This window comes from Cyclobacterium roseum (assembly GCF_010119225.1).
GTDB lineage: Bacteria > Bacteroidota > Bacteroidia > Cytophagales > Cyclobacteriaceae > Cyclobacterium > Cyclobacterium roseum.
Window position 1 is genome coordinate 50195 of sequence record NZ_WNKF01000019.1, and the last position, 23954, is coordinate 74148.

20 protein-coding genes are annotated in these 23954 nt (G+C 44.4%); 12 read left to right on the forward strand and 8 right to left on the reverse strand.

From position 1 onward, the window contains the following. The 8 genes from ilvB to leuB are packed head-to-tail and all read left to right on the forward strand — an operon-like array spanning window position 1 to window position 9502. On the forward strand, window positions 1–1695 hold the full coding sequence (ilvB, locus tag GJQ68_RS19915) for a biosynthetic-type acetolactate synthase large subunit (RefSeq protein WP_162419031.1): 1695 nt from the start codon (window positions 1–3) through the stop codon (window positions 1693–1695). A gap of 5 nt (window positions 1696–1700) precedes the next feature. Further along, entirely contained in the window at window positions 1701–2201 is a 501-nt protein-coding gene (gene ilvN, locus GJQ68_RS19920; protein WP_162341432.1) for an acetolactate synthase small subunit, read from the forward strand. Between the two features lie 30 nt (window positions 2202–2231). After that, window positions 2232–3275 (forward strand): ketol-acid reductoisomerase, encoded by a 1044-nt coding sequence (gene ilvC / locus GJQ68_RS19925; protein WP_162419032.1) that lies wholly within the window; start codon window positions 2232–2234, stop codon window positions 3273–3275. Between the two features lie 8 nt (window positions 3276–3283). Next, window positions 3284–4789, forward strand: a complete 1506-nt coding sequence (locus tag GJQ68_RS19930; protein WP_162419033.1) for a 2-isopropylmalate synthase — start codon at window positions 3284–3286, stop codon at window positions 4787–4789. 16 nt (window positions 4790–4805) lie between these two features. Then, the gene (gene leuC / locus GJQ68_RS19935) at window positions 4806–6227 is read left to right on the forward strand and encodes a 3-isopropylmalate dehydratase large subunit (protein ID WP_162419034.1); all 1422 of its coding nucleotides are present in this window, start codon (window positions 4806–4808) and stop codon (window positions 6225–6227) included. Window positions 6228–6231: 4 nt separating this feature from the next. Beyond that, on the forward strand, window positions 6232–6822 hold the full coding sequence (gene leuD / locus GJQ68_RS19940) for a 3-isopropylmalate dehydratase small subunit (protein WP_162419035.1): 591 nt from the start codon (window positions 6232–6234) through the stop codon (window positions 6820–6822). A 51-nt stretch (window positions 6823–6873) separates the two neighbouring features. After that, entirely contained in the window at window positions 6874–8463 is a 1590-nt protein-coding gene (locus GJQ68_RS19945) for an alpha-isopropylmalate synthase regulatory domain-containing protein (protein ID WP_162419036.1), read from the forward strand. Further along, window positions 8432–9502 (forward strand): 3-isopropylmalate dehydrogenase, encoded by a 1071-nt coding sequence (gene leuB, locus GJQ68_RS19950; protein WP_162419037.1) that lies wholly within the window; start codon window positions 8432–8434, stop codon window positions 9500–9502. Before GJQ68_RS19945 ends, leuB begins: the two co-directional genes overlap by 32 nt. 76 nt (window positions 9503–9578) lie before the next feature. Here the strand turns inward: leuB and GJQ68_RS19955 are convergent, their stop codons facing one another. The 8 genes from GJQ68_RS19955 to GJQ68_RS19990 form a co-directional block, all read right to left on the reverse strand. Beyond that, window positions 9579–10397 (reverse strand): enoyl-ACP reductase FabI, encoded by an 819-nt coding sequence (locus GJQ68_RS19955; RefSeq protein ID WP_162419038.1) that lies wholly within the window; start codon window positions 10395–10397, stop codon window positions 9579–9581. A 105-nt stretch (window positions 10398–10502) separates the two neighbouring features. After that, window positions 10503–12155: a DNA repair protein RecN gene (gene recN / locus GJQ68_RS19960; protein ID WP_162419039.1), complete on the reverse strand. Its 1653-nt coding sequence runs from the start codon at window positions 12153–12155 to the stop codon at window positions 10503–10505. A gap of 48 nt (window positions 12156–12203) precedes the next feature. After that, the gene (porD, locus tag GJQ68_RS19965) at window positions 12204–13115 is read right to left on the reverse strand and encodes a type IX secretion system protein PorD (protein WP_162419040.1); all 912 of its coding nucleotides are present in this window, start codon (window positions 13113–13115) and stop codon (window positions 12204–12206) included. A 26-nt stretch (window positions 13116–13141) separates the two neighbouring features. Then, window positions 13142–14371, reverse strand: a complete 1230-nt coding sequence (gene coaBC / locus GJQ68_RS19970) for a bifunctional phosphopantothenoylcysteine decarboxylase/phosphopantothenate--cysteine ligase CoaBC (protein ID WP_162419041.1) — start codon at window positions 14369–14371, stop codon at window positions 13142–13144. Then, window positions 14372–14686: a DNA-directed RNA polymerase subunit omega gene (locus GJQ68_RS19975; RefSeq protein ID WP_162419042.1), complete on the reverse strand. Its 315-nt coding sequence runs from the start codon at window positions 14684–14686 to the stop codon at window positions 14372–14374. 14 nt (window positions 14687–14700) lie between these two features. Further along, entirely contained in the window at window positions 14701–15633 is a 933-nt protein-coding gene (locus tag GJQ68_RS19980; protein ID WP_162419043.1) for an outer membrane protein assembly factor BamD, read from the reverse strand. A gap of 65 nt (window positions 15634–15698) precedes the next feature. Next, a complete protein-coding gene (locus GJQ68_RS19985; protein WP_162419044.1) occupies window positions 15699–16412 on the reverse strand; it encodes a T9SS type A sorting domain-containing protein in 714 nt (237 codons plus the stop codon). A 202-nt stretch (window positions 16413–16614) separates the two neighbouring features. Continuing rightward, on the reverse strand, window positions 16615–18222 hold the full coding sequence (locus tag GJQ68_RS19990; protein WP_162419045.1) for an OstA-like protein: 1608 nt from the start codon (window positions 18220–18222) through the stop codon (window positions 16615–16617). A gap of 49 nt (window positions 18223–18271) precedes the next feature. Between GJQ68_RS19990 and tilS the strand changes: the two genes are divergently transcribed. The 4 genes from tilS to GJQ68_RS20010 all read left to right on the forward strand — a co-directional run bounded on the left by tilS (window position 18272) and on the right by GJQ68_RS20010 (window position 23947). Further along, window positions 18272–19594 carry a tRNA lysidine(34) synthetase TilS gene (gene tilS, locus GJQ68_RS19995; protein ID WP_162419046.1) on the forward strand — a complete coding sequence of 441 codons (1323 nt, stop codon included), beginning with the start codon at window positions 18272–18274 and terminating at the stop codon, window positions 19592–19594. Window positions 19595–19596: 2 nt separating this feature from the next. Then, window positions 19597–20112 carry a Crp/Fnr family transcriptional regulator gene (locus GJQ68_RS20000; protein WP_162419047.1) on the forward strand — a complete coding sequence of 172 codons (516 nt, stop codon included), beginning with the start codon at window positions 19597–19599 and terminating at the stop codon, window positions 20110–20112. Window positions 20113–20197: 85 nt separating this feature from the next. Next, on the forward strand, window positions 20198–21136 hold the full coding sequence (mdh, locus tag GJQ68_RS20005; RefSeq protein ID WP_162419048.1) for a malate dehydrogenase: 939 nt from the start codon (window positions 20198–20200) through the stop codon (window positions 21134–21136). Between the two features lie 87 nt (window positions 21137–21223). Then, a complete protein-coding gene (locus tag GJQ68_RS20010) occupies window positions 21224–23947 on the forward strand; it encodes a hypothetical protein (protein WP_162419049.1) in 2724 nt (907 codons plus the stop codon). The last annotated feature ends 7 nt before the right edge of the window (window positions 23948–23954 follow it).

Consider the following 23954-nt stretch of genomic DNA (forward strand, 5'->3'; position numbering starts at 1 on the left):
ATGAATGATTCACAAATAAGAGGGGCCGAAATTGTCATCAAGTCATTGGTGGCAGAAAATGCCAGGTATATTTTTGGCTATCCCGGAGGTGCTATCATGCCCGTTTACGATGCCCTCTATGACTACATGGATCAAATCCAGCATATCCTTACCCGACACGAGCAGGGCGCTATTCACGCAGCCCAGGGTTATGCGCGCGTTTCCGGCCAGGTTGGTGTATGCATGGCTACCTCCGGTCCAGGGGCTACCAACTTGATAACAGGGATTGCGGATGCGCTGATAGACAGTACTCCGTTGGTCTGTATCACGGGGCAGGTGGTCTCTCCGCTTTTGGGTACAGATGCCTTTCAGGAAACGGATGTGGTGGGTATTTCCATGCCCGGTACCAAGTGGAACATTCAAGTCAGAAAAGTGGAGGACATCGCTCCGGCTATTGCCAAGGGCTTTCATATTGCCAGATCGGGTCGGCCGGGGCCGGTCTTGATAGATATTACCAAAGATGCGCAAATTGCGCTTGGGGAATTCAATTACGTTCCTTGCCTGAATATCCGGTCATACCGGCCCTATCCAAAAGTTGAGGATCATATCATTGAAAAAGCGGCCGCACTGATTAACCAGGCCGAAAGACCTTATGTGCTCTTTGGACAGGGCGTTGTTTTGGGAAAAGCAGAAAAAGCGTTGCGTGCCTTCTTGGACAAAACCGGCATTCCGGCAGCCTGTACCTTACTGGGAACAGGGGCACTTCCGGAGAGCCACCCGAACTTTGTCGGAAAGCTGGGAATGCATGGCAACTATGGCCCCAATTTGCTTACCAATCAGTGCGATGTGCTTATTGCCATTGGGATGCGCTTTGACGACCGGGTAACCGGGGATGTAAAGCGCTATGCCAAGCAGGCAAAAGTAATCCACCTGGAACTGGATCCGGCAGAAATAGATAAGAATGTAAAATGCGAGCTAGCAGTTTTGGGAGATTGCAAGGTTAGTTTGGAAAAGCTCACCGAAAAGGTAGCGAAGGGCAACCATCCTGAGTGGATCATGAAATTCAGAGAGCTCGAAGCCGAGGAAAAGCGCGTAGTAGTCGGAAACGACCTTTCGCCGACCAAAGTAGGTTTGACCATGGGAGAAGTAATCCGGCACATCAACGAATTCAAGGCAGATGATGCCATTCTGGTTACCGATGTAGGCCAACACCAAATGGTCGCCTGGAGGTACTTTGAATACAAAACCACCCGTACGCAGGTCACTTCCGGAGGGCTGGGAACCATGGGTTTTGCCCTTCCGGCGGCTTTGGGTGCTCAGCTGCACGATTACAACCGGCAGGTTATCTGTGTAGTAGGTGATGGCGGCATCCAAATGACCATTCAGGAATTGGGGACCATCATGCAGACTAAGGCACCGGTAAAAGTGGTGTTGTTGAATAATAACTTTCTGGGAATGGTAAGGCAATGGCAGCAATTGTTCTTTGATAAGCGTTATTCCTTTACCGAATTAGACAACCCGGATTTTATTAAAATTGCGGAAGCGTACAATTTCAAAGTCCAGAAAGTAGATGAGCGGACAGATCTGCGGCAAGCAGTTGCCGAGATGTTTGTACACGAAGGACCTTATTTTCTAGAAGTAGTCGTAGAAAAAGAAGACAACGTGTTTCCGATGATTGCCACGGGAAGTTCAGTAGAAGAAGTAAGACTTAGTTGATTCAAATGAATAAGAGATATACAATTTCTGTTTTCACAGAAAATTTCATTGGTATACTCAGCAGGATTACGCTGATATTTACCCGAAGAGGCATCAATATTGATGGGTTTACGGCATCGGAAAGCCGGGAAGAAGGCATCTATCGAATTAGCATTGTGGTGACCACGAGCGAGGAGCAGATCATACAGCTATCCAAGCAGATAGAAAAAATCATAGATGTGATCAAAGCCTTTTATTATCTGGATGATGAAATGGTTTTTCAGGAGATTGCCCTGTACAAAATCCCCATTGACTCCATTGATTCCGGGCTCGAAAAAGTGATCCGTCAGCACAATGCCCGGATCATTTCTGCGGAGAAAGATTTTGTGGTCATCGAAATGACGGGGCATAAAGAAGAGACCCAGGAGCTGTTAGAAGTTTTAAAGGATTTTAATGTCTTGGAATTTGTACGCTCAGGGAGAGTGGCGGTGGCCAAACCCATGGAAACGATCGATAAATATTTGTAACCTATTTACATTAAATTTTAATATATAATTATGAAACTGAAGTTCGGTACAGTTGAAGAAAATGTCGTAACAAGGGAAGAATTTCCACTTGAAAAAGCCAAAGAAGTACTAAAAGATGAAGTAATAGCCGTACTGGGGTACGGGGTACAGGGGCCGGGACAGGCGCTTAACCTCAAAGATAATGGCTTCAATGTCATCGTCGGACAGCGAAAGGGGTCCAAAACCTGGGATAAGGCTATTGCAGATGGCTGGGTTCCCGGAGAAACCCTTTTTGAGTTGGAAGAGGCCTGCGAAAGAGGTACCATCCTTCAGTTTTTGCTTTCCGATGCCGGTCAGATTGCCCTATGGCCAACGGTGAAGAAACACCTGACACCTGGTAAAGCCTTGTATTTCTCCCATGGTTTCGGGATCACTTACAAGGATCAGACAGGAATCATCCCATCAAAAGACGTGGATGTAATCTTAGTGGCCCCCAAAGGGTCAGGAACTTCCTTGAGGAGAATGTTTGTTGAAGGAAGAGGATTGAATTCTTCGTTTGCCATTTATCAGGATGCTACAGGAAAAGCCAGAGACAGGGTTGTGGCTTTGGGAATTGGAGTAGGTTCCGGATACTTATTCGAAACGGATTTTTACAAGGAAGTAACTTCCGACCTCACGGGGGAAAGAGGAACTTTGATGGGTGCCATTCAGGGGATCTTTGCTGCCCAATACGAGGTGTTAAGAGCCAATGGTCATTCCCCTTCAGAAGCATTTAATGAAACGGTGGAAGAATTGACACAAAGCCTGATGCCTTTGGTCGCAGAAAATGGAATGGATTGGATGTATGCCAATTGTTCTACTACCGCTCAGCGGGGAGCCCTTGATTGGTGGAAGCCTTTTAGAGATGCGACCAAGCCTGTTTTCGAAGAATTGTACAATAGTGTGAAAACCGGAAAGGAAGCTGCTAAATCTATTGAATCGAACAGCAAGTCTGATTACCGGGTGAAACTGGAGGAAGAGTTGAAAGAACTGCGAGAATCAGAAATGTGGCAGGCAGGATCTACCGTCCGTAAATTAAGACCAGAAAATAATTAATCAATTTTATGTCAGAAAAGCTTTGGATATTTGATACCACCCTTCGGGATGGTGAACAGGTACCGGGATGTCAGCTCGATACCAGGGAAAAGATTGTAGTAGCCAAGGCTTTGGAGGCATTGGGAGTTGATGTTCTCGAGGCTGGATTTCCAGTATCCAGCCCCGGGGATTTCAATTCTGTTGTAGAAATATCCAAGGCAGTAGAGCATCCGATTATCTGTGCCTTATCCAGGGCGGTGGAGAAAGATATTGAAGTGGCTGCAGAGGCCTTGCGTTTTGCCAAGAGAAGCAGGATTCACACCGGCATTGGTGTGTCGGGGTATCATATTCAGCATAAGTTGAGAAGTACTCCGGAAGCTGTTTTGGAAAAAGCCGTCCGGGCGGTAAAGTTTGCCCGGAACCTGGTGGAGGAAGTGGAGTTTTATGCAGAAGATGCGGGACGGGCATCACCGGAATTTCTGGTGCAGGTTTTGGAGGCTGTGATCAAGGCGGGTGCCCGGGTGGTAAACATTCCGGATACTACCGGTTATTGTCTGCCTGAGCAGTATGGAGAAATCATCCGTCACCTCAAAGAAAATGTTTCCAATATCGACCAAGCCATCATTGCCACCCATTGTCACAACGACCTGGGGCTGGCTACCGCCAATAGCCTGGCAGGTGTTATGAATGGGGCCAGACAAGTGGAAGTTACCATGAATGGTATTGGAGAGCGAGCGGGGAATACCTCCCTGGAAGAAGTGGTGATGGCTATCAAAAGCCATAAGGAGATACCTGTGTATACTGATATCAATACCAAAAAGATTTACGAAACCAGCAGGATTATCTCCAAGTTGATGAACATGCCCATTCAGCCAAATAAAGCGATTGTGGGCAGGAATGCTTTTGCTCACTCCAGTGGAATCCATCAGGACGGGGTGCTAAAAAACAGAGAGAATTATGAAATAATCGATCCCAAAGAGGTGGGGGTAGAAGAGTCTTCCATTGTGCTTACCGCCCGGAGTGGCAGGGCAGCGCTAAAACACCACCTAAAATTGCTTGGGTATGAGTTCGAAAAAGAAAAGCTGGACGAAATCTACGAAGACTTTTTGGTACTTGCGGATTCTAAACGAGACATAGGAAGGAAAGATTTACTTTCTTTATTAGGGGAGCACCTGGAGCATTCTCCTTTTATTGCGCTCGAAGAAATTTCCTATCAGGGAAAAGAAGGGGAAGAAGCGTATGCTGAAGTTGCCTTGAATATTGGGGAGGAAGTAAAGAAGGGGTCTTCCATCGGTAATGGACCTGTGGATGCGGTGATTAAGTCCATCAAGCAGTTGATACCACATGAAGTAATTCTGGATGAATTTCTGATTCAGGCCATGACTAAAGGCAGCGACGATACATGCAAGGTACACATGCGCCTGATGCATGAAGGGAAGCCGTACCACGGATTTGGTTCCGAAACAGACATTGTCCTGGCCTCCGCAAAAGCCTTTTTAGATGCGTTAAATAAATTACCGGTCAAGGCAACTTGACAAAAACATACTATAGATGGAGAATAAAACATTATTTGATAAGATTTGGGACGCTCATGTGATCAAATCTATCCCAAATGGTCCGGACGTTTTTTTCATAGATAAGCATTTTATCCATGAAGTGACCAGCCCGGTAGCATTTCTTAACCTCGAGAAACGAGGTAACAAAGTCATGTTTCCAGAAAGAACGGTAGCCACCCCCGATCACAATGTGCCTACCATCGATCAGGACAAGACGATTAAAGACCAGCTTTCCAGGATGCAGGTGGAAAAGCTCCGGCAGAATTGCGCCAAACATGGCATTGAGCTGCACGATTTGGGAACAGATCATCATGGGATCGTTCATGTAATCGGGCCGGAATTAGGAATCACGCAACCCGGAATGACCATTGTATGTGGAGATAGCCATACTTCTACCCATGGAGCCTTTGGAACCATAGCATTTGGGATTGGTACCTCTGAAGTAGAGATGGTTTTTGCCACCCAGTGCATCATGCAGGCCAAGGCCAAGAAGATGCGCATTACGGTAGATGGCGAGTTAGGTCCGGGTGTTTCCTCCAAAGATATAATCTTATACATCATTTCTCAGATTTCTGCCAGCGGAGGTACCGGTTACTTCATCGAATACGCTGGAAGTGCCATCCGGTCCTTAAGTATGGAGGCGAGGATGACCATTTGTAATATGAGCATTGAGATGGGTGCACGGGGAGGATTGATCGCCCCGGATGAAACCACCTTTGATTACCTCAAAGGAAAGGATTTTGCGCCGAAAGGAGCAGCCTGGGATGAGGCAGTGGCGTATTGGAAAACCCTGAAAACAGATGAAGGGGCCACATTTGATCTGGAATATCACTATAACGCAGTGGATATTGAACCCATGATTACTTACGGAACCAATCCGGGTATGGGGGTAAAGGTAAAGGATCATATCCCTACCACTGAGGGCATGAAAGAGAGCGTAAAGAAATCCTATATCAAATCACTGGATTACATGGGATTCAAGCCCGGTGAGCCAATGAAGGGTAAAAAGATTGATTATGTATTTGTTGGAAGCTGTACAAATGGCCGAATAGAAGACCTACGGACCGTAGCCAATTTCGTCAAAGGCAAAAAGAAAGCGGACAACATTACTGCCTGGATCGTACCGGGTTCCAGAGAGGTAGAGAAGCAAGCCATGGCTGAGGGATTGGTTCAAATTCTGGAAGAGGCAGGCTTTAAATTAAGGCAGCCGGGCTGTTCGGCCTGTCTGGCCATGAACGATGATAAGATACCATCGGGTAAGTATGCCGTATCCACCTCTAACCGAAATTTTGAAGGAAGGCAGGGACCGGGGAGCCGAACACTTCTGGCCTCACCCTTAACAGTCGCGGCGGTAGCAATTACGGGAGAAATAACGGATCCCAGGGATTTGATTGAGGAATTAGCTTTAGAAAAATAAGACCATGGCATACGATAAATTTGATATATTGACCAGCAGGGTAGTACCCCTTTCGTCTGAAAATGTAGACACGGATCAGATCATTCCGGCCCGGTTTTTAAAAGCAACGGAACGGAAAGGTTTTGGAGATAATTTATTCAGGGATTGGAGATACGATAGCGAAGGTAATCCAAAGCCGGATTTTGTATTAAACGATCCTACTTACGAGGGAAAGATCCTTTTGGCGGGTAAAAACTTCGGCTCGGGATCCAGTAGGGAACATGCCGTTTGGGCGATTTACGATTACGGATTTCGATGCGTGGTATCCAGCTTTTTTGCGGATATCTTTAAAAACAACTGTCTGAACATTGGGGTGTTACCCGTAACCGTATCCCCGGAATTTGCGGATGAACTATTTGAAGCTGTGGAGGCGGATCCTGCTACAGAGGTGGAAGTGGATATCAACAAGCAAACGATCACACTGCTATCAACGGGTAAATCAGAGGGTTTCGATATTAATTCATACAAGAAGCAAAACATGAAAAATGGATTTGATGATATTGATTATTTATTAAATCTGAATGATGAGATCCAAGCCTTTGAGGCCAATAGGTAATGTAAGCGTGTTCAGTTGTGAAACACCGAAGGACTGATTAATGGAAAGGGAATGAGTAGAGAAACGAAAATAGAAATCATGGACACCACCCTGAGGGATGGTGAACAAACCTCAGGTGTATCTTTCCTTCCTTCGGAAAAGTTACAGATTGCCAAACTTTTGTTGGAGGAATTGCGGGTAGATCGGATCGAAGTGGCATCTGCCAGGGTTTCGGAAGGAGAGTTAGAAGGCGTTAAAAAGATTACCCATTGGGCTTTTGAGAAGGGTTTTTTGGACAAAGTGGAGGTTCTGGGCTTCGTCGATACGCCAAAATCCGTGGATTGGATCGTAGATGCCGGTGCTAAAGTCATGAATCTGCTCACGAAAGGCTCGCTCAACCACCTAACCCATCAACTGAAGAAATCGCCGGAAGCTCATTTTGAAGAAATAGCTGAGGCCATCCGCTATGCCCAGGAAAATGGAATTGAAGTGAACGTATACCTGGAGGATTGGAGCAATGGAATGAGGAATTCCAGAGAGTACGCCATGTCCATGATCCGGTTTCTGTCAAATTTACCTGTAAAGCGCATCATGCTTCCGGATACCCTGGGACTTTTATGCCCGGAAGAAGTGCAGGTGTTTATGGATGCAATCTGCCGGGAATTTCCCAATGTTCATTTTGATTTCCATGCGCACAACGATTATGACCTATCCGTCGCCAATGTGCTGACCGCTGTAAAGGCGGGTGCGCTCGGATTGCATACTACGGTGAATGGATTAGGAGAGCGGGCAGGAAATGCGCCCTTGGAGTCAGTCGTGGCAGTCATTCAGGATTTTACTGACTTTGAGTTAAATATCCAGGAAAACAAAATTTACCGGATCAGTAAATTGATTGAGCAATTTGCGGGATTGCGAATTCCAGCCAATAAGCCAGTGGTTGGAGAAAATGTTTTCACCCAAACGGCGGGTGTTCATGCAGATGGGGATAATAAGAAGAATCTTTATTTCAGTGATCTGTTGCCGGAGCGTTTTGGAAGAACGAGGAAATATGCCCTGGGAAAAACTTCGGGCAAGGCCAATATATTGAAAAATCTGGTGGAATTGGGGATATCTCTGGAACCGGATGAATTGGCAAAAGTAACTCAGAAAATCATCGAGCTAGGTGATAAAAAGGAAAGGGTAACCACAGAGGATTTGCCCTATATCATTTCCGATGTCTTGCAAAACAACTCTATTCACAAGGATATTGTGATCGATGGGTACCACATGGTGCATTCAAAAGGATTAAAACCGTCGGTCCAGTTGCGGGTGAAAATTTTCCATGAATTTTATGAGCAGAATGCTTCCGGCGATGGTCAATACGACTCGTTCATGAAAGCCCTGAAGAAGATTTACAAATCTCTGGATAAAGAACTACCAAAACTTACTGATTTTCAAATCAGCATCCCGCCGGGAGGAAAAACAGATGCCTTTGTGGAATGCGTGGTCACCTGGGACCTTTCGGGAAGGATCTTTAAAACCAAGGGCCTGGACAGTGATCAAACCATTGCGGCCATGAAGGCTACTGAAAAAATGTTAAATATCATCGAACAAATTAAAAACAATAACAAAACAGAAAAAAAGAATCCATATGGAAATGAATATAGCCCTATTGCCTGGTGATGGTATTGGTCCCGAAGTCATTGCGCAGGCAGTAAAAGTGGTTCATGCAGTCGGGAAAAAATTTGGACATCAGATTTCCTTTAAGGAGGCCATTACGGGGGCTGCAGCGATAGACGCAGTCGGTCACCCGTACCCTGAGGAAACGCACCAGGTATGTGTGGAATCCGATGCCGTACTTTTTGGAGCCATAGGTGATCCTCGGTTTGATAATGATCCCAGCGCAAAAGTTCGCCCGGAGCAAGGCCTGCTGGAAATGCGAAAAAGGTTAGGGCTTTTTTCCAACGTTCGCCCTACGTTTACCTTTCCTTCGCTGGTACATAAATCTCCCCTTAAGCGAGACCGAATAGAAGGAACGGATCTGGTTTTCCTCCGGGAGCTTACGGGCGGGATTTACTTCGGAGAGCCCAGGGGAAGAAATGAACAGGGAACCAAGGCCTTTGACACCTGCGTGTATTCGGTGGAAGAAATCGAGCGACTAGCCCGCATGGGATTTGAGTTTGCCCAAAAGCGCAGAAAGTTACTTACTTGTGTGGATAAGGCCAATGTTTTGGCAACGTCCAGGTTATGGAGAGAAACAGTGCAGCGATTGGCTCCTGAATATCCTGACGTGAAAGTAGAATATGAGTTCGTAGATGCGGTAGCCATGCGATTAATTCAATGGCCCAAAGCCTACGATGTCTTGATTACCGAAAACCTTTTTGGAGATATCCTTACAGACGAGGCTTCCGTGATCAGTGGATCTATGGGGTTGATGCCTTCGGCTTCGATTGGCGTTAAAACCAAGCTCTTTGAACCCATTCATGGTTCCTATCCTCAGGCAGCAGGTAAAGACATTGCCAATCCACTGGCTACCATTTTGTCTGCCTCCATGATGTTTGAGTATGCTTTTGGTTTGATGGATGAAGCAAAAGCCATATCGGATGCCGTGAACCTCTCCCTGGATAAAGGAATGGTGACGGAAGACCTGGCAGATGGTGGAACCTCCTATAAGACCTCTGAAGTTGGAGACTGGGTAGCAGAACAGATCGGAAAGGCTTGATTTTCGAACAGCTAGTTTAAAAAAAAAACCGCCTTGGAGTATTTTCCAGGGCGGTTTTTTTAAGGGTACCTAACTATTACTTCTTTTTTACGAAGACATCAATTAATTCCTGTGTAATGCCACAGGAAGAATAGCCTCCGTCGTGGAAGAGATTTTGCATGGTGACCATCCGGGTGAAATCAGAAAATAAGGTCACGATGTATTCGGCACAGGATTCAGCGGACGCATTTCCAAGGGGAGAAGCAATGTCCGCAAAATCGTAAAAATCATCGAATCCGCCAATTCCGGAACCAGCCGTGGTTTTGGTGGGCGATTGGGAGATGGTATTGACCCTCACTTTCTTTAGTTTCCCGTATCGCAATCCATAGTTTCTGGCAATACTTTCAAGTATGGCTTTTGCTTCGGACATGTCGGAATAGAACGGGAAGGCCCGCTGAGCCGCAATGTAACTTAAGCCCACCACAGAGGCCCATTCATTTAAAATATCTTTTTTCTCTGCTATTTGAAGCATTTTATGGAAAGAAACCGCCGAAACGTCGTAGGATTTTTGAACCCATTCATAGTTCAGATCTCCATAGGCCTTTCCTTTTCGAACGTTGGGTGACATTCCGATGGAGTGCAAAAGAAAATCAAAGTTTCCTCCCAGGTACTCTTTGGCTTCATCGTAAAGTTTTTCTATATCTTCTACGGAGGTGGCATCCGCAGGAATGACAATCGTATCGCAGGCTTTTGCCAGTTCCTTGATAGCACCCATTCTCATGGCTATGGGAGCGTTTGTAAGTACAAACGTTGCCCCTTGTTCCTTTGCCTTTAAAGCCGTTTGCCAGGCAATGGAATTTTCATCAAGGGCACCTGTAATTATTCCTTTCTTTCCTTTTAATAGATTCTCAGGCATATTTTACTTTTGATTTTCTGACTTAAATTAAATATTATTTTATAAAATTAATTAAATATAGTTGAAACTTTTTGTGTTTTTAATCAATACAGCGAATAATAGCTGCTAATTAGCCAATAATTCTCTGGCACTCTCATAAGCGGAGGCAGAAGGGTTAGATCCGGATATCATTTTGGCGATTTCCAGGAGCCGTTCCTCTTCAGTTAGCAGCTTAATCTTGCTGACGGTCTTTTTGGCACTGTTATCCTTAAACACAAAATAGTGTTTTTCGCCTTTGGCTGCTACCTGAGGGAGGTGGCTGATGCAGATAACCTGATGGTTTTCAGCTATTTTTTGCATCATTCGCACCATCTGCAAAGCCACTTCCCCAGAGATACCCGAGTCTATTTCATCGAAAATCAAGGTAGGCAAGGCCATTTTATCTGCCATAACGTATTTTATGGCGAACATTAACCGCGAAAATTCTCCACCGGAAGCTACCTGCCCTATGGCTTGGGTTGCAATCCCTTTATTGGCGGAAAATAAAATGTCAATCTCGTCTATCCCCGAAGCAGTAGCTGGTATCTGATTTCGCTGGATTTCGATTTTTGCGTTTTCCATACCTAGCTGGGATAGAAGTGCTTGAATTTCTTTACTAAAACTTCCGAAAATGGAGATTCTCTTTTTGGAAAGTTGGCTGCCAGCTGACTGTAGTTCTTTCTCTGCCAATTCTAATTCCGCCTTTTTCCGGATTAGCTCCTCTTCCAAATGATCCGCCCGAAATACCTTGTCTGCCAGCACAGAAGCCAATTCGAGCAGCTCGCTATCAGTTTGAACACCGTGTTTTTTTTGGAGTTGATAGATTTTACTCAGCCGATCCCGGATCCACTCGGATTTTTCCAGATCCACTTCCATACTTTCCTCCTCTGCAGAAAGGCTTTCCACGATATCTTTCAGTTCGATCAGGATACTATTAAATCGTTGAGACAATTCTTCGAAAGACTTTCCAAACCGGCTCAGGTATTGAAAGTGCTGTTTAGCAGACCCCAGCCGTTGAAAGGCTCCCAACTCTTCATTGTCCAATAAGCCCAGTGCTTCAATGGCTCTGGCTTTGATCTCCTCGGCGTGGTTCAGGATTTCCTCTTCAGCTTCCAATTGGCGCTGTTCCCCCTTTTCCAGGTTTAGGGAGGATAATTCCTCCAGTTGAAACTGATTATAATCGGCTTCTTGTTGCAGGTTTGTTTTTTCTTGCTCCAGCTCCCGAACTTGTCGGTTCAGGATCTGAAACGTTTCAAACTTCTCTTTAAAAAGTTGTCTTTCCTTTTTGCTGTCAGCAAAGGCATCTATTAGCGACAATTGGTAGGCAGAAGCACCGAGAAGTAGGTTTTCATGCTGGGAGTGAATGTCCATCAGGATTTTCCCCAGGACTTTAAGCGTGTCTAGTTTTACGGGCGTGTCATTGACAAAAGCCCGGGATTTTCCGGATGGGCTGATTTCCCTTCTGATAATGCAAGCTTGCTCGTAATCGAGTGCTTCCTCTTCAAAAAAGGATTGCAGGCCGTAATTCTGGATGGCTATGACACCTTCTATGACGCATTTTTTGGTTTCGTCAAAAAGTGATTTCGTGTCGGCCCTGTTCCCTAAAAGTAAACCGACAGCGCCCAGCATGATGGACTTGCCAGCACCCGTTTCCCCGGTAATCATATTCAATCCCGGGCAAGGATTCATTTCCAATTTCTCTATCAAAGCATAGTTTGTTATGCTTAGGTTGGTCAACATGGTGCTTTGGTTTCGTTCAGGAAACCAAAATTAACCAAAAAAACAGGATTATCCTTTCAAAATGTCGTTGTATTTTCGGGCGTTGTTCGGGTCTACTTTTAGCAAAACCTCCACCGCCTCTTGTTTTATTGCATCAGGAGCAGTCTTTAAGAGTTTGCTTATCTCGTCTGACTTTGCATCCATAAAGCTGATTGTGAGGATGCTATTGGGCTGCGCCTGATTCGCTTCTTCTACCAATTTGATGGCCTCCAGGATGTTTGCAAAACCTTCTTCCGGTTTTGTGGTCAAAAAATCCAAGCCTTTTCGGTGATACAGGTAATAGGCATCACGTACGGGAACCATCACCTGTGAGCTATACAATTCATTGGAAAGCCAGTATCGGTTTCTTTTGTCCGAGGGGTTTTGGTTCCAGCCGGGCCTGGAAGACTGCTGCGCATTGGATACAATGTTATTGGCTGTTTCGAAATAGGGATCACCACCTCTGGGAGCAAAAGAGTCATAGTCCATCCCAATAGCAATGTAAGCATAGTAAGCCAACAGGGAGGTGATGTTGTTTAAAAATGAATATTGATTAAACTCCAATGGCTGAGAATCTACGTATTCAAAGGTCCAATTTCGATCGGCAAAATTCAACATCAGGCTCTCGTAGTTGGAACCATAGACGGGACGGACGGTTTGGATCTGCACAGTGGCCGTAAAAAGTCCTACCTGGGGCATGTCATTGATCGTTATCAGTAAATTTCCCTTGATCCTTTCTTCCTGCTTAAATTCATCGTCCGTCCAATTCCGACCATTTAAAAATTGCTCAAAGGAAGATTTCATTTGCTCAAATATATCCCTATCCTGAGTCCTGGCCCGCTCACTGTTAATTGTAACGGTGAAATTCAACTGTTGAGAGATTCCAGTTTGCGGCAGGGAAACCAGTACCAATAGACCAAAAAGAACGAGGTAACGGAACATTTTTTTCGTTTTAAAGCACACCTTATCTAACGGTTTTCCGATGGATCTGTTGCCTGATAAAAGACTTCTATTTTGTCGAGAATCACGGAGGCCAACTCCTCTTTTCTCAATATCGGAGATTTCTGGCTTTTCCCCTTTATATCGATGAAGGTCACCTGGTTGGTGTCTTTCTGAAACCCGGCTTCCGGATCCAGTAGGGAGTTCAATACGATAAAATCGAAATTTTTGGTTTGCAGTTTATTGCTGGCACTTTCGGAGCCTTCGTCTGTTTCCAAAGCAAAGCCCACATGGATCTGTCCGGATTTTTTTTCCTGTCCCAGATTCCGGGCAATGTCGGGGTTTTTTACCAGCGTAAGGCGTAGCTTATCGTCCTTTTTTTTGATTTTTTCGGGTGAAGGGCTTTCCGGGCGGTAATCCGACACGGCTGCCGTGAAAATGGCGATCTCTGATTGTGGGTGGTTTTTTTTTGCTTCCTCATACATTTCTATCGCAGTGGACACTGGGATCGTTTGTATAGACGGATGCTTGGCATTCAGGGAGCTTGGTCCCAAAATAAGGGTCACCTGGGCGCCTCGTTCGGCTGCTTTCTCTGCAAGAGAAATACCCATTTTTCCGCTGGAAAGGTTGCTAATGTAGCGGACCGGATCCATCGCTTCACGGGTTGGTCCGGCGGTGATCATTATTTTTTTCCCCTTTAAAGAACTACTGGTTGGATGAAAAAAGGTAGAAACGGCTGAGAGAATGTCTTCGGGCTCGGGCATACGTCCTTGTCCACTGAGGCCACTGGCCAATTCCCCGGTAGCCGCCTCCATTACCTCAATGCCCTGCTGTCGTAGGGTAGCAAGGTTTTGTAGAACGGCTGGATGGCGGTACATGTCCAGGTCCATAGCCGGTGCCACCAATACCGGGCAAGTACAGGAAAGATAGGTGCAGAGAAGCAAATTATCGCTTTGACCGACGGCCATCTTTGCCAGGGTATTGGCCGACAAGGGAGCAATCACCATCAAATCAGCCCAGTTACCCAGTTCAACGTGGTTGGTCCATTCTCCCGTATTTTTATCGAAAAACGCATGATATACCGGTCCTTTCGATAGGGTGGCCAAAGTTAATGGAGCGATAAAAGAAAGGGCAGAAGTCGTCATAATGACCTTGACTTCTGCCCCTTCTTTGATCAATAACCGAATCAGATGCGCCGATTTATAGGCCGCAATCCCCCCGGTTACCCCTAATAGAATTCGCTTGCCTGATAGTGGCATTTAGGATTCTGTTTCTTCTTCCGGATACCTGAACATAACCTTGTCTTCCATGAATTCTTCCATCGCCATGGTACTGGGTTTGGGCATCCTTTCATAGAACTTGGAAATTTCTATTTGTTCCTTGTTTTCAAACACCTCTTCCAGGTTATCCACAGTGGAAGCAAACTCGGAAAGTTTGTTGTTTAACTCCTCCTTCATTGTGGAAGAAATTTGCTTTGCCCTTTGTGAAATCACAAATATGGATTCGTAAAGATTGCCTGATTTTTCGGCTACTTTATCCAGGTCTCTGGTAACGATTGACGGATTAACTGCCATGATAGTTTATTTGATTAATTTTCTGTGTTTCGTAATGCCTCTGTTGCCTTCTGATTCCTTTCTTCCTCTTCGCGTAACCTTCTGGCCTCTGCAGAACGGGATTCATATTGCTCTTTTAACCTGTAGTGCGTCTCCAATTCAGTTTCGGATTCACTCATGAGGTTTTTGACTTTTCTGTCAAAACTGCTGTCTGGGTACTTCTGCGCAAAATCCTGTGCAAATTCTATGGATTGTTTTAGACGTTCTTCCTTTTTATCGAAGACACTTCTTTCCGCATAGGCATTGCTCACCTCGACCAATTTGAAGGCCAATTCCTCATTGTATTCGCTGTCTGGATAATCCTTGGCAAAATTCTGAAAGTTAATGATACACGCCCGGTAAAATTCCCCGGGAAAGAGCCCCTCGGTCAGCCGGTAATACATCCGGGATTCTTCGTAGGCTTTTTCCTCAAACCTTTTCTGGAGATCATCAATCATGGATATGGCTCTTTCGTACGAGTCGGAATCCGGATAGCGATTCATGAATAATTGGATGGCATTTACCGCTTCTCTTGAACTCCTCTGGTCCAGGTTGTAATCCGGAGAATCGAGGTACAACGAATAGGCATGCATAAAGAGGGCTTCCTCCGCTAAAGGGGACCGGTTATACGTATCAAAAAAGGTTTTAAAATAACCCGCAGATTCAATGAATCGCTTGGTCCTGAAATGCGCATAGGCATAATTAAATTCCGCCAATTCCGCTTTTCCACTACCCTTGATTACCGGAAGCACCCTGTCATAGAGAATGATGGACTTATTATACTCCCCTTCATCGTAGTAGCGGTTTGCTGCTTCGTACAGCTCGTCCCAATTGGTGCTTTTTTCTAATTTGTAAAATTCGCCACACCCGGACAATACTACCGTGGATAGCAATAGAATATTAATATATAATAGGGTTGTTTTCTTCATCTAGCCTGCAAATATAAGGGATTAATAATTGGTTATCAAGGTCGTTTATCCAATCCCGGATAAACCTACCTTTTGACGTAGAGTTTTTTGGTGACAATATTTTTATTGTCAACGATCAGGGTGTAAAAATAGGTGCCGGGATTCAATTCCGTTACGGGTATTACCAGGGTTTCCTGAACGGGATCCAGACTGAAATCATAAATCGGATTTCCTATGAAACTGTTAATAACGACCCTTACGTTAGCGTTGGGGTTTTTTATTTTGTAATCCAGTTGGGCTGACCGAACACTGGGGTTTGGATAAATGCTTCCCATGTCCACGTCCTTGTGACTAACCTGCTCAGAAGGATTGTCCCCAGTCACATTATACACGCTTTCGATTACAAAAGCATCGCGTGAATTGGTACGGTTAAAAAATTGCAAATCAAATGTACCTTTGGTAGGTGTAATCCCCAATTCAAATTCAATGTAAAGGTCTGTGTAGATTTCTCCGGGTTCCAGGTCGAGTTTTATCTGAGAAAGATCTTCCCGGGGGTCGAAACAGGTCTCTCCCAAACAGACCAGGATGTTTTGAGAGGAGCCAATATTTCCGCGGAGATATCTTAAATAATAGGAAGCGGTTTCCTCAGATTCATTTTGAATAATCACGGATTTTCGCTGTGTTGTATTTACTTTACCATTAAACTCTACTTTCTCACTCAATACACGCACTTGTCTCGCCTCAGCAGGTAGCTGAGCGTACAAGGTAAAAGTGATTAAAAGGGCGAGAAAAATTTTCATGTAAAGTTTAATTCAATAATGACTGCGGTTTTGTTTCGTTACTAGTATATACGGATAAAAATACCAAATTGGTTCCACTTTTCACCCATTTTCCGGTTAAAAAATGTTAACCTTGATAAAATTTTTATTCTTGTCTACCGTTAGAAAATGGTTTTTAAAGTACCGGCTTTTCAAAAAAATGTCACTTAACAGATAAATAATATTAATTATCTATACGTTTTTGTATTTCATCATCGGAAGGTAGGGGTATGCTCACGTTAGGCTCGTCAAAAAAACTATACCTGTTTTTTTCCCTTCTCCGGGGAGTTCTCCAGTCGTCAATGGCCTTCCGATCAGGCCTTTCCTCGGATCGCCAGGTAAAACCCTTCAATTGGGTCTGGTCCTCTTCTATGAGGTGGGGGGGCGTAAAGGAGGCTTCAGGTTTTATCGAATGACTGATTCTGGAAACGTTTCCTTCCTGAAACTCCATGATGATACGGCCACAAAGCAATTTATTCAGCCCCTTAAAAGTGGTATCGTTTTCCAGCGCAAAATACAAGGATTCGCCATTTCCTTCCACGTCCAATAAATCCATATCCCCCTCTACAAAATACCCTGTCATTTTTCTCCCTTTTATTTGGTTAAAATTAGCTACCGTATCCCGGGTAATCGCAAACGCATTGTCTACCAATAGTGCCTGGTCAATTTCCTGATTTGCTATAATAAACCGGATACTGTCTGCTGTGATTTGACTCTTATTACTCCACAATACCGGGTCTGAGAAAAGATAAACGGTGGAGTCCGCATATTGGTAGGCCATCGAGTCTGCCCGTCCGGCAAGTTCTGACTTGATCATACGCATATTGGGAAAAGCCAGCGTGAATCTGTCCTCAGGGGCTTCACTGTCCTGGGAGATCAAGGTGTCAGCGATCATAAAGAGTGTGTCGGCTTCAAAATATTTGCGGACCAGTGCTTTTCCATACACTTTGGAATATTGGCGTTCTTCCCAGTACCGACCCTCTTCACCGAATACCTCCACGTTCCTTTCCTTGTTAAAAATACTCACGTTTTCCCTTGCCTCGTAATACTGCTCACTTTCGTCGAAGTATAGGATTTCCCCGGAGACGATGCTATTATCGGACTCCACATCCCCATCGTAAAACCTGAAAATTTTATTTTGGGTATCGTAAAAACTACCCCTTTGGGCATTTAATTTATTTCCTTCTTTCGAAAGTATATTGGTGAGTTTTTCGGTTTCGGCAATCTTTGTCTGCGTATAGTAAAAGAGGATATTAGACCTCATGGTATAGTCTGGATTTTCCAAAACGACCTTTTCCATAAAAGTAATTTTTTCCTGCTGGGTATCATAGATCCCTTCTACGCTGGTGAGCGTATTGGTACTGTCTTTGACCATTCCTGAGTTAAAATAATTGGCCACTCCGGTTTCCCTGTTATAGTCTAAAAAGTCTGTATACAAGGTTGTTTCTTCATTCACCAAGACTACCTCATTTCGCAGGCGGGCCATTTGGGTGTCTCCGTCATACTCTGCATAGAGGCTGGTGACGGTTACCGAATCTTCCTGATTTTCAATTTTGACACTGCCGAATAATTTGGCCAGGTTATCCTGGGCGTAAAAATGGGCGGAATCACAATAGATCAGGGAGCTTTTATGCTTCATGATCACATCTGTCAGTAAGCGATCAAAACCTTTTCCTGCCTGAAGTTTTTCGGCGTGAAGGATTTCAAGTCTGCTTTTTTCCTCCTGACCTTTTGCCTGGAGCGATGCCATCAGGATGAAAAGCCCCAGTAAAAGAATTTTGTTTCGTATCATTCGTTTGTAATTCCAGGTCAAAATTAATAGAAAATGGTATTTTTGGGATATGCTCAGGAGGTTTATCCAACATGTACGGGAAAATAACATTTTAGATGTCGACAATCGATATCTTTTGGCGATTAGCGGGGGAATTGACAGTGTGGTACTGGCACACCTGATGGATCGGGCGGGGTTTACGTTTAGTTTCCTTCATTGCAATTTTCAGTTGAGAGGAAAAGAAAGCGATGCGGACGAGGTTTTTGTCCGTGAGCTGGCCCAAAAGCTGAACTGTGCGGTTCACGTCAAGGTTTTTGAGCCCGAGACCTACATGAAAGCCCAGGGCGTATCCTTGCAAATGGCTGCGAGAGAACTGAGGTACGGCTGGTTTGAGCAAATGAACCGGGATAACCAGACCGATGGGGTGGTGGTGGCGCATCATGCCGATGACCAGCTCGAAACCATCCTGCTTAATTTATTGCGAGGGACAGGAATAGAGGGCTTGTATGGTATGTCCGAAAAGAGAGGTTGTGTCCTTCGGCCCCTCTTACCATTTAGTAGAGCTGATATTCAAGCGTATCTTACAAACAAATCGCTGCACTGGAGAGAGGACAGCAGTAACCTGAAAACGATCTACAAAAGAAATTTTATTCGGCACGAACTGTTTCCGCTGCTGCAAAAATTTGATCCCAAAGGACCGGAGCTCATGAATTACAGTTTTGACAGGGTCAAGGATACCGGAAAAGCATTTTTTTATTTTTTTGAACAATGGCTTAGGCAGCACGTAATTCAGGTTTCATCCTATGAGTACCTGGATTTTAAAAGTTTGGAGGGCGTTCCGGGAAAGACTTCCCTGCTCTTTTACTGGTTACGGTCAAAAGGATTTGTGTATGCGCAGGTAAAGGAAATGGTACAAGCCATGGCCGATTCCGTCTCCGGGAAATGTTTTTTTTCCGGGAGTTGGATGGTAAACATTGACCGGGAAAGGTTAATTTTAGGCAAAAAACAGTCCGGCGAGGTATCCATGACCGTTGAGACACATGCGATATCATTCCGGACCGATGATCAGACAAGCTATGAAATTATCCACCTTAGGGAAGGATGGCAGCTGGACCGGTCCACCGATAATGCGCTATTAGACAGGCAGTTACTGGAATTTCCCCTACAGGTAAGGAACTGGGAGCAAGGAGATAAGTTCAGACCCCTGGGCATGGCGCAGTTCAAAAAAGTAAGTGATTTTCTGATAGATACAAAAGTGCCCTTAATTTTGAAAGACCGGGTGAAGGTACTTTGTTCTGCCGGTGAGATTGTTTGGGTGATTGGTCATCGAATAGACGATCGGTTTAAAATAACTCAGGCCACCAAAGAAGTCGTGTATTTTAAAAAAAAATGATAATGTTTAATCCTTTTAAAAAGAAATTCAGTCCTTCTGAGTTAAATCAATTCGATTTTTTAGGCAAAGCCAGGTTTTTTCAAGACCTCAGTTTCGATGAATTAGCTCGTTTTTTACCGGCGATACATCAACGGAAATACGAAAGGGATGAAGTCGTGTTTTTCAGAAATGATCCGAGTCAGGCTTTGTACATCCTGGAAAAAGGGGAGGTTACTCTAAACATTGACGTTCGGGGCAACTTTGAAACCATCATCAAACTAAAGGAAGGAAGACCTTTTGGAGAAAATTCCATGCTGGCAGACTCAAAAAGAATCTACACAGCCATCGTAAGCACCGAGGAGGCCATTTTATGGGTGATACCGAATTATGCCATCCTGGAAATTTTTAAAAATAACCAAAAAATAGAAGCGAAGATGATGACTGCGCTAGCTGACTTTTACAACGAAACCAATCAACAATTATTCTCTTCTTACCGAAATTCCTATGGGTTCTTTAACCTGGGGCAGATGTTCGAATAATTCGGGATATTCCTTCATTAAAAGCGCATTCTTTAATATCTTAGCGCATATTTTGAAAAATCACAATCTAAACCGATTATAAATAATGACAAAAGTAACCGTAGTTGGAGCTGGAAATGTAGGTGCAACCTGTGCAGACGTTCTAGCTTACCGAGAGATTGCCGAGGAAATTGTTTTAGTGGATATCAAAGAGGGAGTTGCAGAAGGAAAAGCGTTGGATATCTGGCAAAAAGCTCCTATCAACGCATACGACAGCAGAACCATCGGAAGTACCAATGATTATTCCAAAACGGCTGGGTCCGATGTAGTTGTCATTACCTCTGGATTGCCGAGAAAACCTGGAATGACGCGTGACGATCTCATCGAGACCAATGCGGGAATCGTAAAAATGGTTACTGAAAACGTGATCAAGCACTCACCGGAAGCGGTTATTATTATCGTTTCCAATCCCCTGGATGTCATGACCTATCAGGCACACATAACGTCCAAAAAGCCCAAAACAAAAGTGATAGGAATGGCAGGAATACTGGATACTGCCAGGTACAGGGCCTTTTTAGCGGAGGAATTGGATATTTCTCCCAAAGAGATTCAAGCCATTTTGATGGGAGGACATGGGGATACCATGGTTCCACTTCCAAGGTATACTACCGTGGCGGGTATTCCCGTGACCGAGCTCATTGCAAAAGACAAACTGGATGCCATCATTGAACGCACCAAATTTGGAGGCGGAGAGCTCGTGAAATTGATGGGGACTTCCGCCTGGTATGCGCCTGGATCAGCAGCGGCCCAAATGGTAGAATCTATCGTTAAAAATCAGAAAAGGGTATTCCCGGTTTGTATCAAACTGGACGGGGAATATGGTATTGACGATTGTTACCTGGGAGTACCGGTGATTTTGGGTAAAAATGGGGTCGAAAAAGTAATCGAACTTGATCTGAATAACGAAGAAAAAGCATTGCTGGAAGTTTCCAGGACGCATGTCAAGGAAGTCATGTCCGTCCTTGATAAATTAGCTGAAAAATAATTGATAAACATTGTCAGTTTTCGAAATCCCAACTTTCATCCGTTGGGATTTTTTTGTTGTTTTGGTTCTGTATAAACGTTATCTGTGGTGAGCCAATTAAAAAACCTGCTGGTGGTGGTAGTGATTCTGGTCCTGGGGGTCGCTGTATTTTTGATCCTTAAAACGGACTATTTTGAAGACCAATGGGACGGTATCGAAATGGTATCGCCGAATGCTGTATTTTTGTTTGAAACAGAAAATCCCGTTGGCTTCTGGAATTCCCTGGTGGAGAAGCCCATATGGGGAAAATTGAGTCAATTGCCCGGACTGGAGGAATTAGAATCCCAATTAATTTTTTTGGATAGTGTTTCCGGAAGGCAGGGAAAGTTACATCAATACTTAAAAAACCAGCGATTCAGGCTGTCCTTACATCCGCTTGGGAAAGAGGCTTACGGGTTTTTGGTGGGGATTTCCTTCGAAAATCGGGAATTTATTCGTTTTACTAAAAATCTGGAGAAGCAATTTGAAAATCAGGGGGGGACGGTTAAAAAAAGAACGTACAGTGGCATTTCTCTTTCTGAGGTCGGCCTGGGGGATGACGATAATCGCTTTACTTATGCCACTTTTGATAATGTTTTACTCGGAAGCTACCACTCCTTTCTGGTAGAAGATGCCATACGTTATGCTCAATCCGAGGGGGTGGCCAATTTCAAGGCTACCTATCCCCATTTATTTGACCCTCAGAACCCACTACCCGAAGGTGGTATGTTGCGGGTTTCTGGTGACGGATTGGCTGGTTTTATTCAGGACCTTACTACAGGAAGTACGGATACGTTTTCTTCCGATTTGCTTGGAAATGATTTTTCAGCAAATCTGGTTCCCCAAATTTCCGGAGCAGCAATTTCTCTAAAGGGAGAGTTATACACCAAAGGACGTTTGTACGAGGTGGATTTGGAGGAAGAGGGAGGTAATACCCGGCTTTTTTCTTCGCTAATTAGTAATCGGGCGGTATCTGTTTCACGCTATTTATTATCCGAGCCGGCTGATTTTGAATTGATTTCCAATGATAATTTTTCGCCTTTACCTACCGTGCAGGCAGCATTGGAGAATAATGAGGTCATCCGGGAATTTCGTCAGGCAATTACTGGAAAAGTGGCGTTGGTTTCGGAAGGTCTTCTGGATGAGCTTTCCCAGCAAGTGCTTATTGTACAGGCCGATAATCCGGATCGCGCCATTAATAATCTAAAATCATTTGCGCTTTCGCAGGTTCAAAACGACAGCTCGAAATTATTCCTGGATTACTACCTGGGGAAAGAACTGTTTTTATTGGATATGGAAGAATTTCCAGCACATGTGTTTGGCGGTAATTTTACCGGGTTTTTGAAATGTTACCTTACGGTGGTGGATGACAAGCTGGTTTTTTCCAATAGTTTGCGGGCCCTGAGGAATTTACTGGAAGACCTCTATCAGGACAACACCTGGGGAAAGTCGATTCGCTATCATGAGATGCTGAAAGCGCGGGAAAGTACAGCTCCCTTCCAGTTTTTTCTGAACAATGATCGGTTTTACCCCATATTGACCCGTAGCAGCCATCCTTCCTGGAATGTCTTATTTCAAAAGTATTCCGGGGTTTTTGGTTCGTTTGACTGGCTGGACATATCGATTTTTGAAGATGGACGAATGGAGGCGAACCTTGGAATAGATTTAGAAGAAAAGGGTGGCGATAGAAGGCTTATTTTAAGTGAAAGCAGGCGTACGGATTTCGAGAGTCCCTTGATTTTTGGGCCTATCGGATTACAGAATTATAATGATAGAAGTACCGATTTTTTGGTTCAAGACGAAAACTTTTTCATTCATTTGCTTACGAACGAAGGGGAAACCATTTTTTCTCAGCGAGTGCCTGGTGAAATTATTTCGGATGTTTTTCAGATTGATTATTATAAAAATGGAAAGCTTCAGCTAGTATTTGCCACGCGAGACTTGATTTATGCATTGGACAGGTTTGGAAACCTGCTGCCTGGCTTTCCTATTCATTTTGAAGAGGGCAGGGATATCGACTTCCTGAATGTATTGGACTACGACAACAATAAGGATTATCGGTTTTTTGTGTCCGATCAGGAGGGCAACCTATTCCTTTACTCAAGCAAGGGAGCGTTATTACCGGAATGGGAGCCCAAAACAACCAATCAAGGGGAGTTGACCGCTCCACCAGCCCACCACAGAGTTCCCGGCATGGGCGATTTTATGGTGTCCATGCATACCAATGGCAGATTAGGTTTGTACAATCGCAGGGGAGAATCGAAAACGGGTGGGCCAATCGTACTGGGAGAAAGCCTGTCCACTTCCTATGGGATAGAAGAAGGAATTTCAGAAGGGCAGGTAAAATTGGTAACCATTAACGATGCGGGAGAGGTAGTCAAAGTCAATTTTAAAGGAGAACTAACGTATCGAAATCAACTGCTTCGACCGGACCGGGATACCCAATTTGAGCTTGTCAACGATCAAAATGGGGCTAATTTTGTCTGGGTAATCAAGGAATACAATAAAATTAGGGTGCTGAATTCTCAGGAGAGATTACTCTTTGAAATGGACATCCTCTCCGATAGGTTGGATTACAGGTTTTTTTCTTTTGGTCCGGATAACGCCATTTTTGTGGTTTTGGATAGGATGCAGGAATTTGCATATTTGTATAATCAACAGGGAGATCTTATAAACCAGAAACCGATTAATGTAAGTGGAGATCTTTGGATCCGCTTTTCCGGAAGCCGCAACGAATATACCCTTGTGACGGTTTATATGAACCAGATGAATGAATATATAGTACCTTTGTAACCCTAAG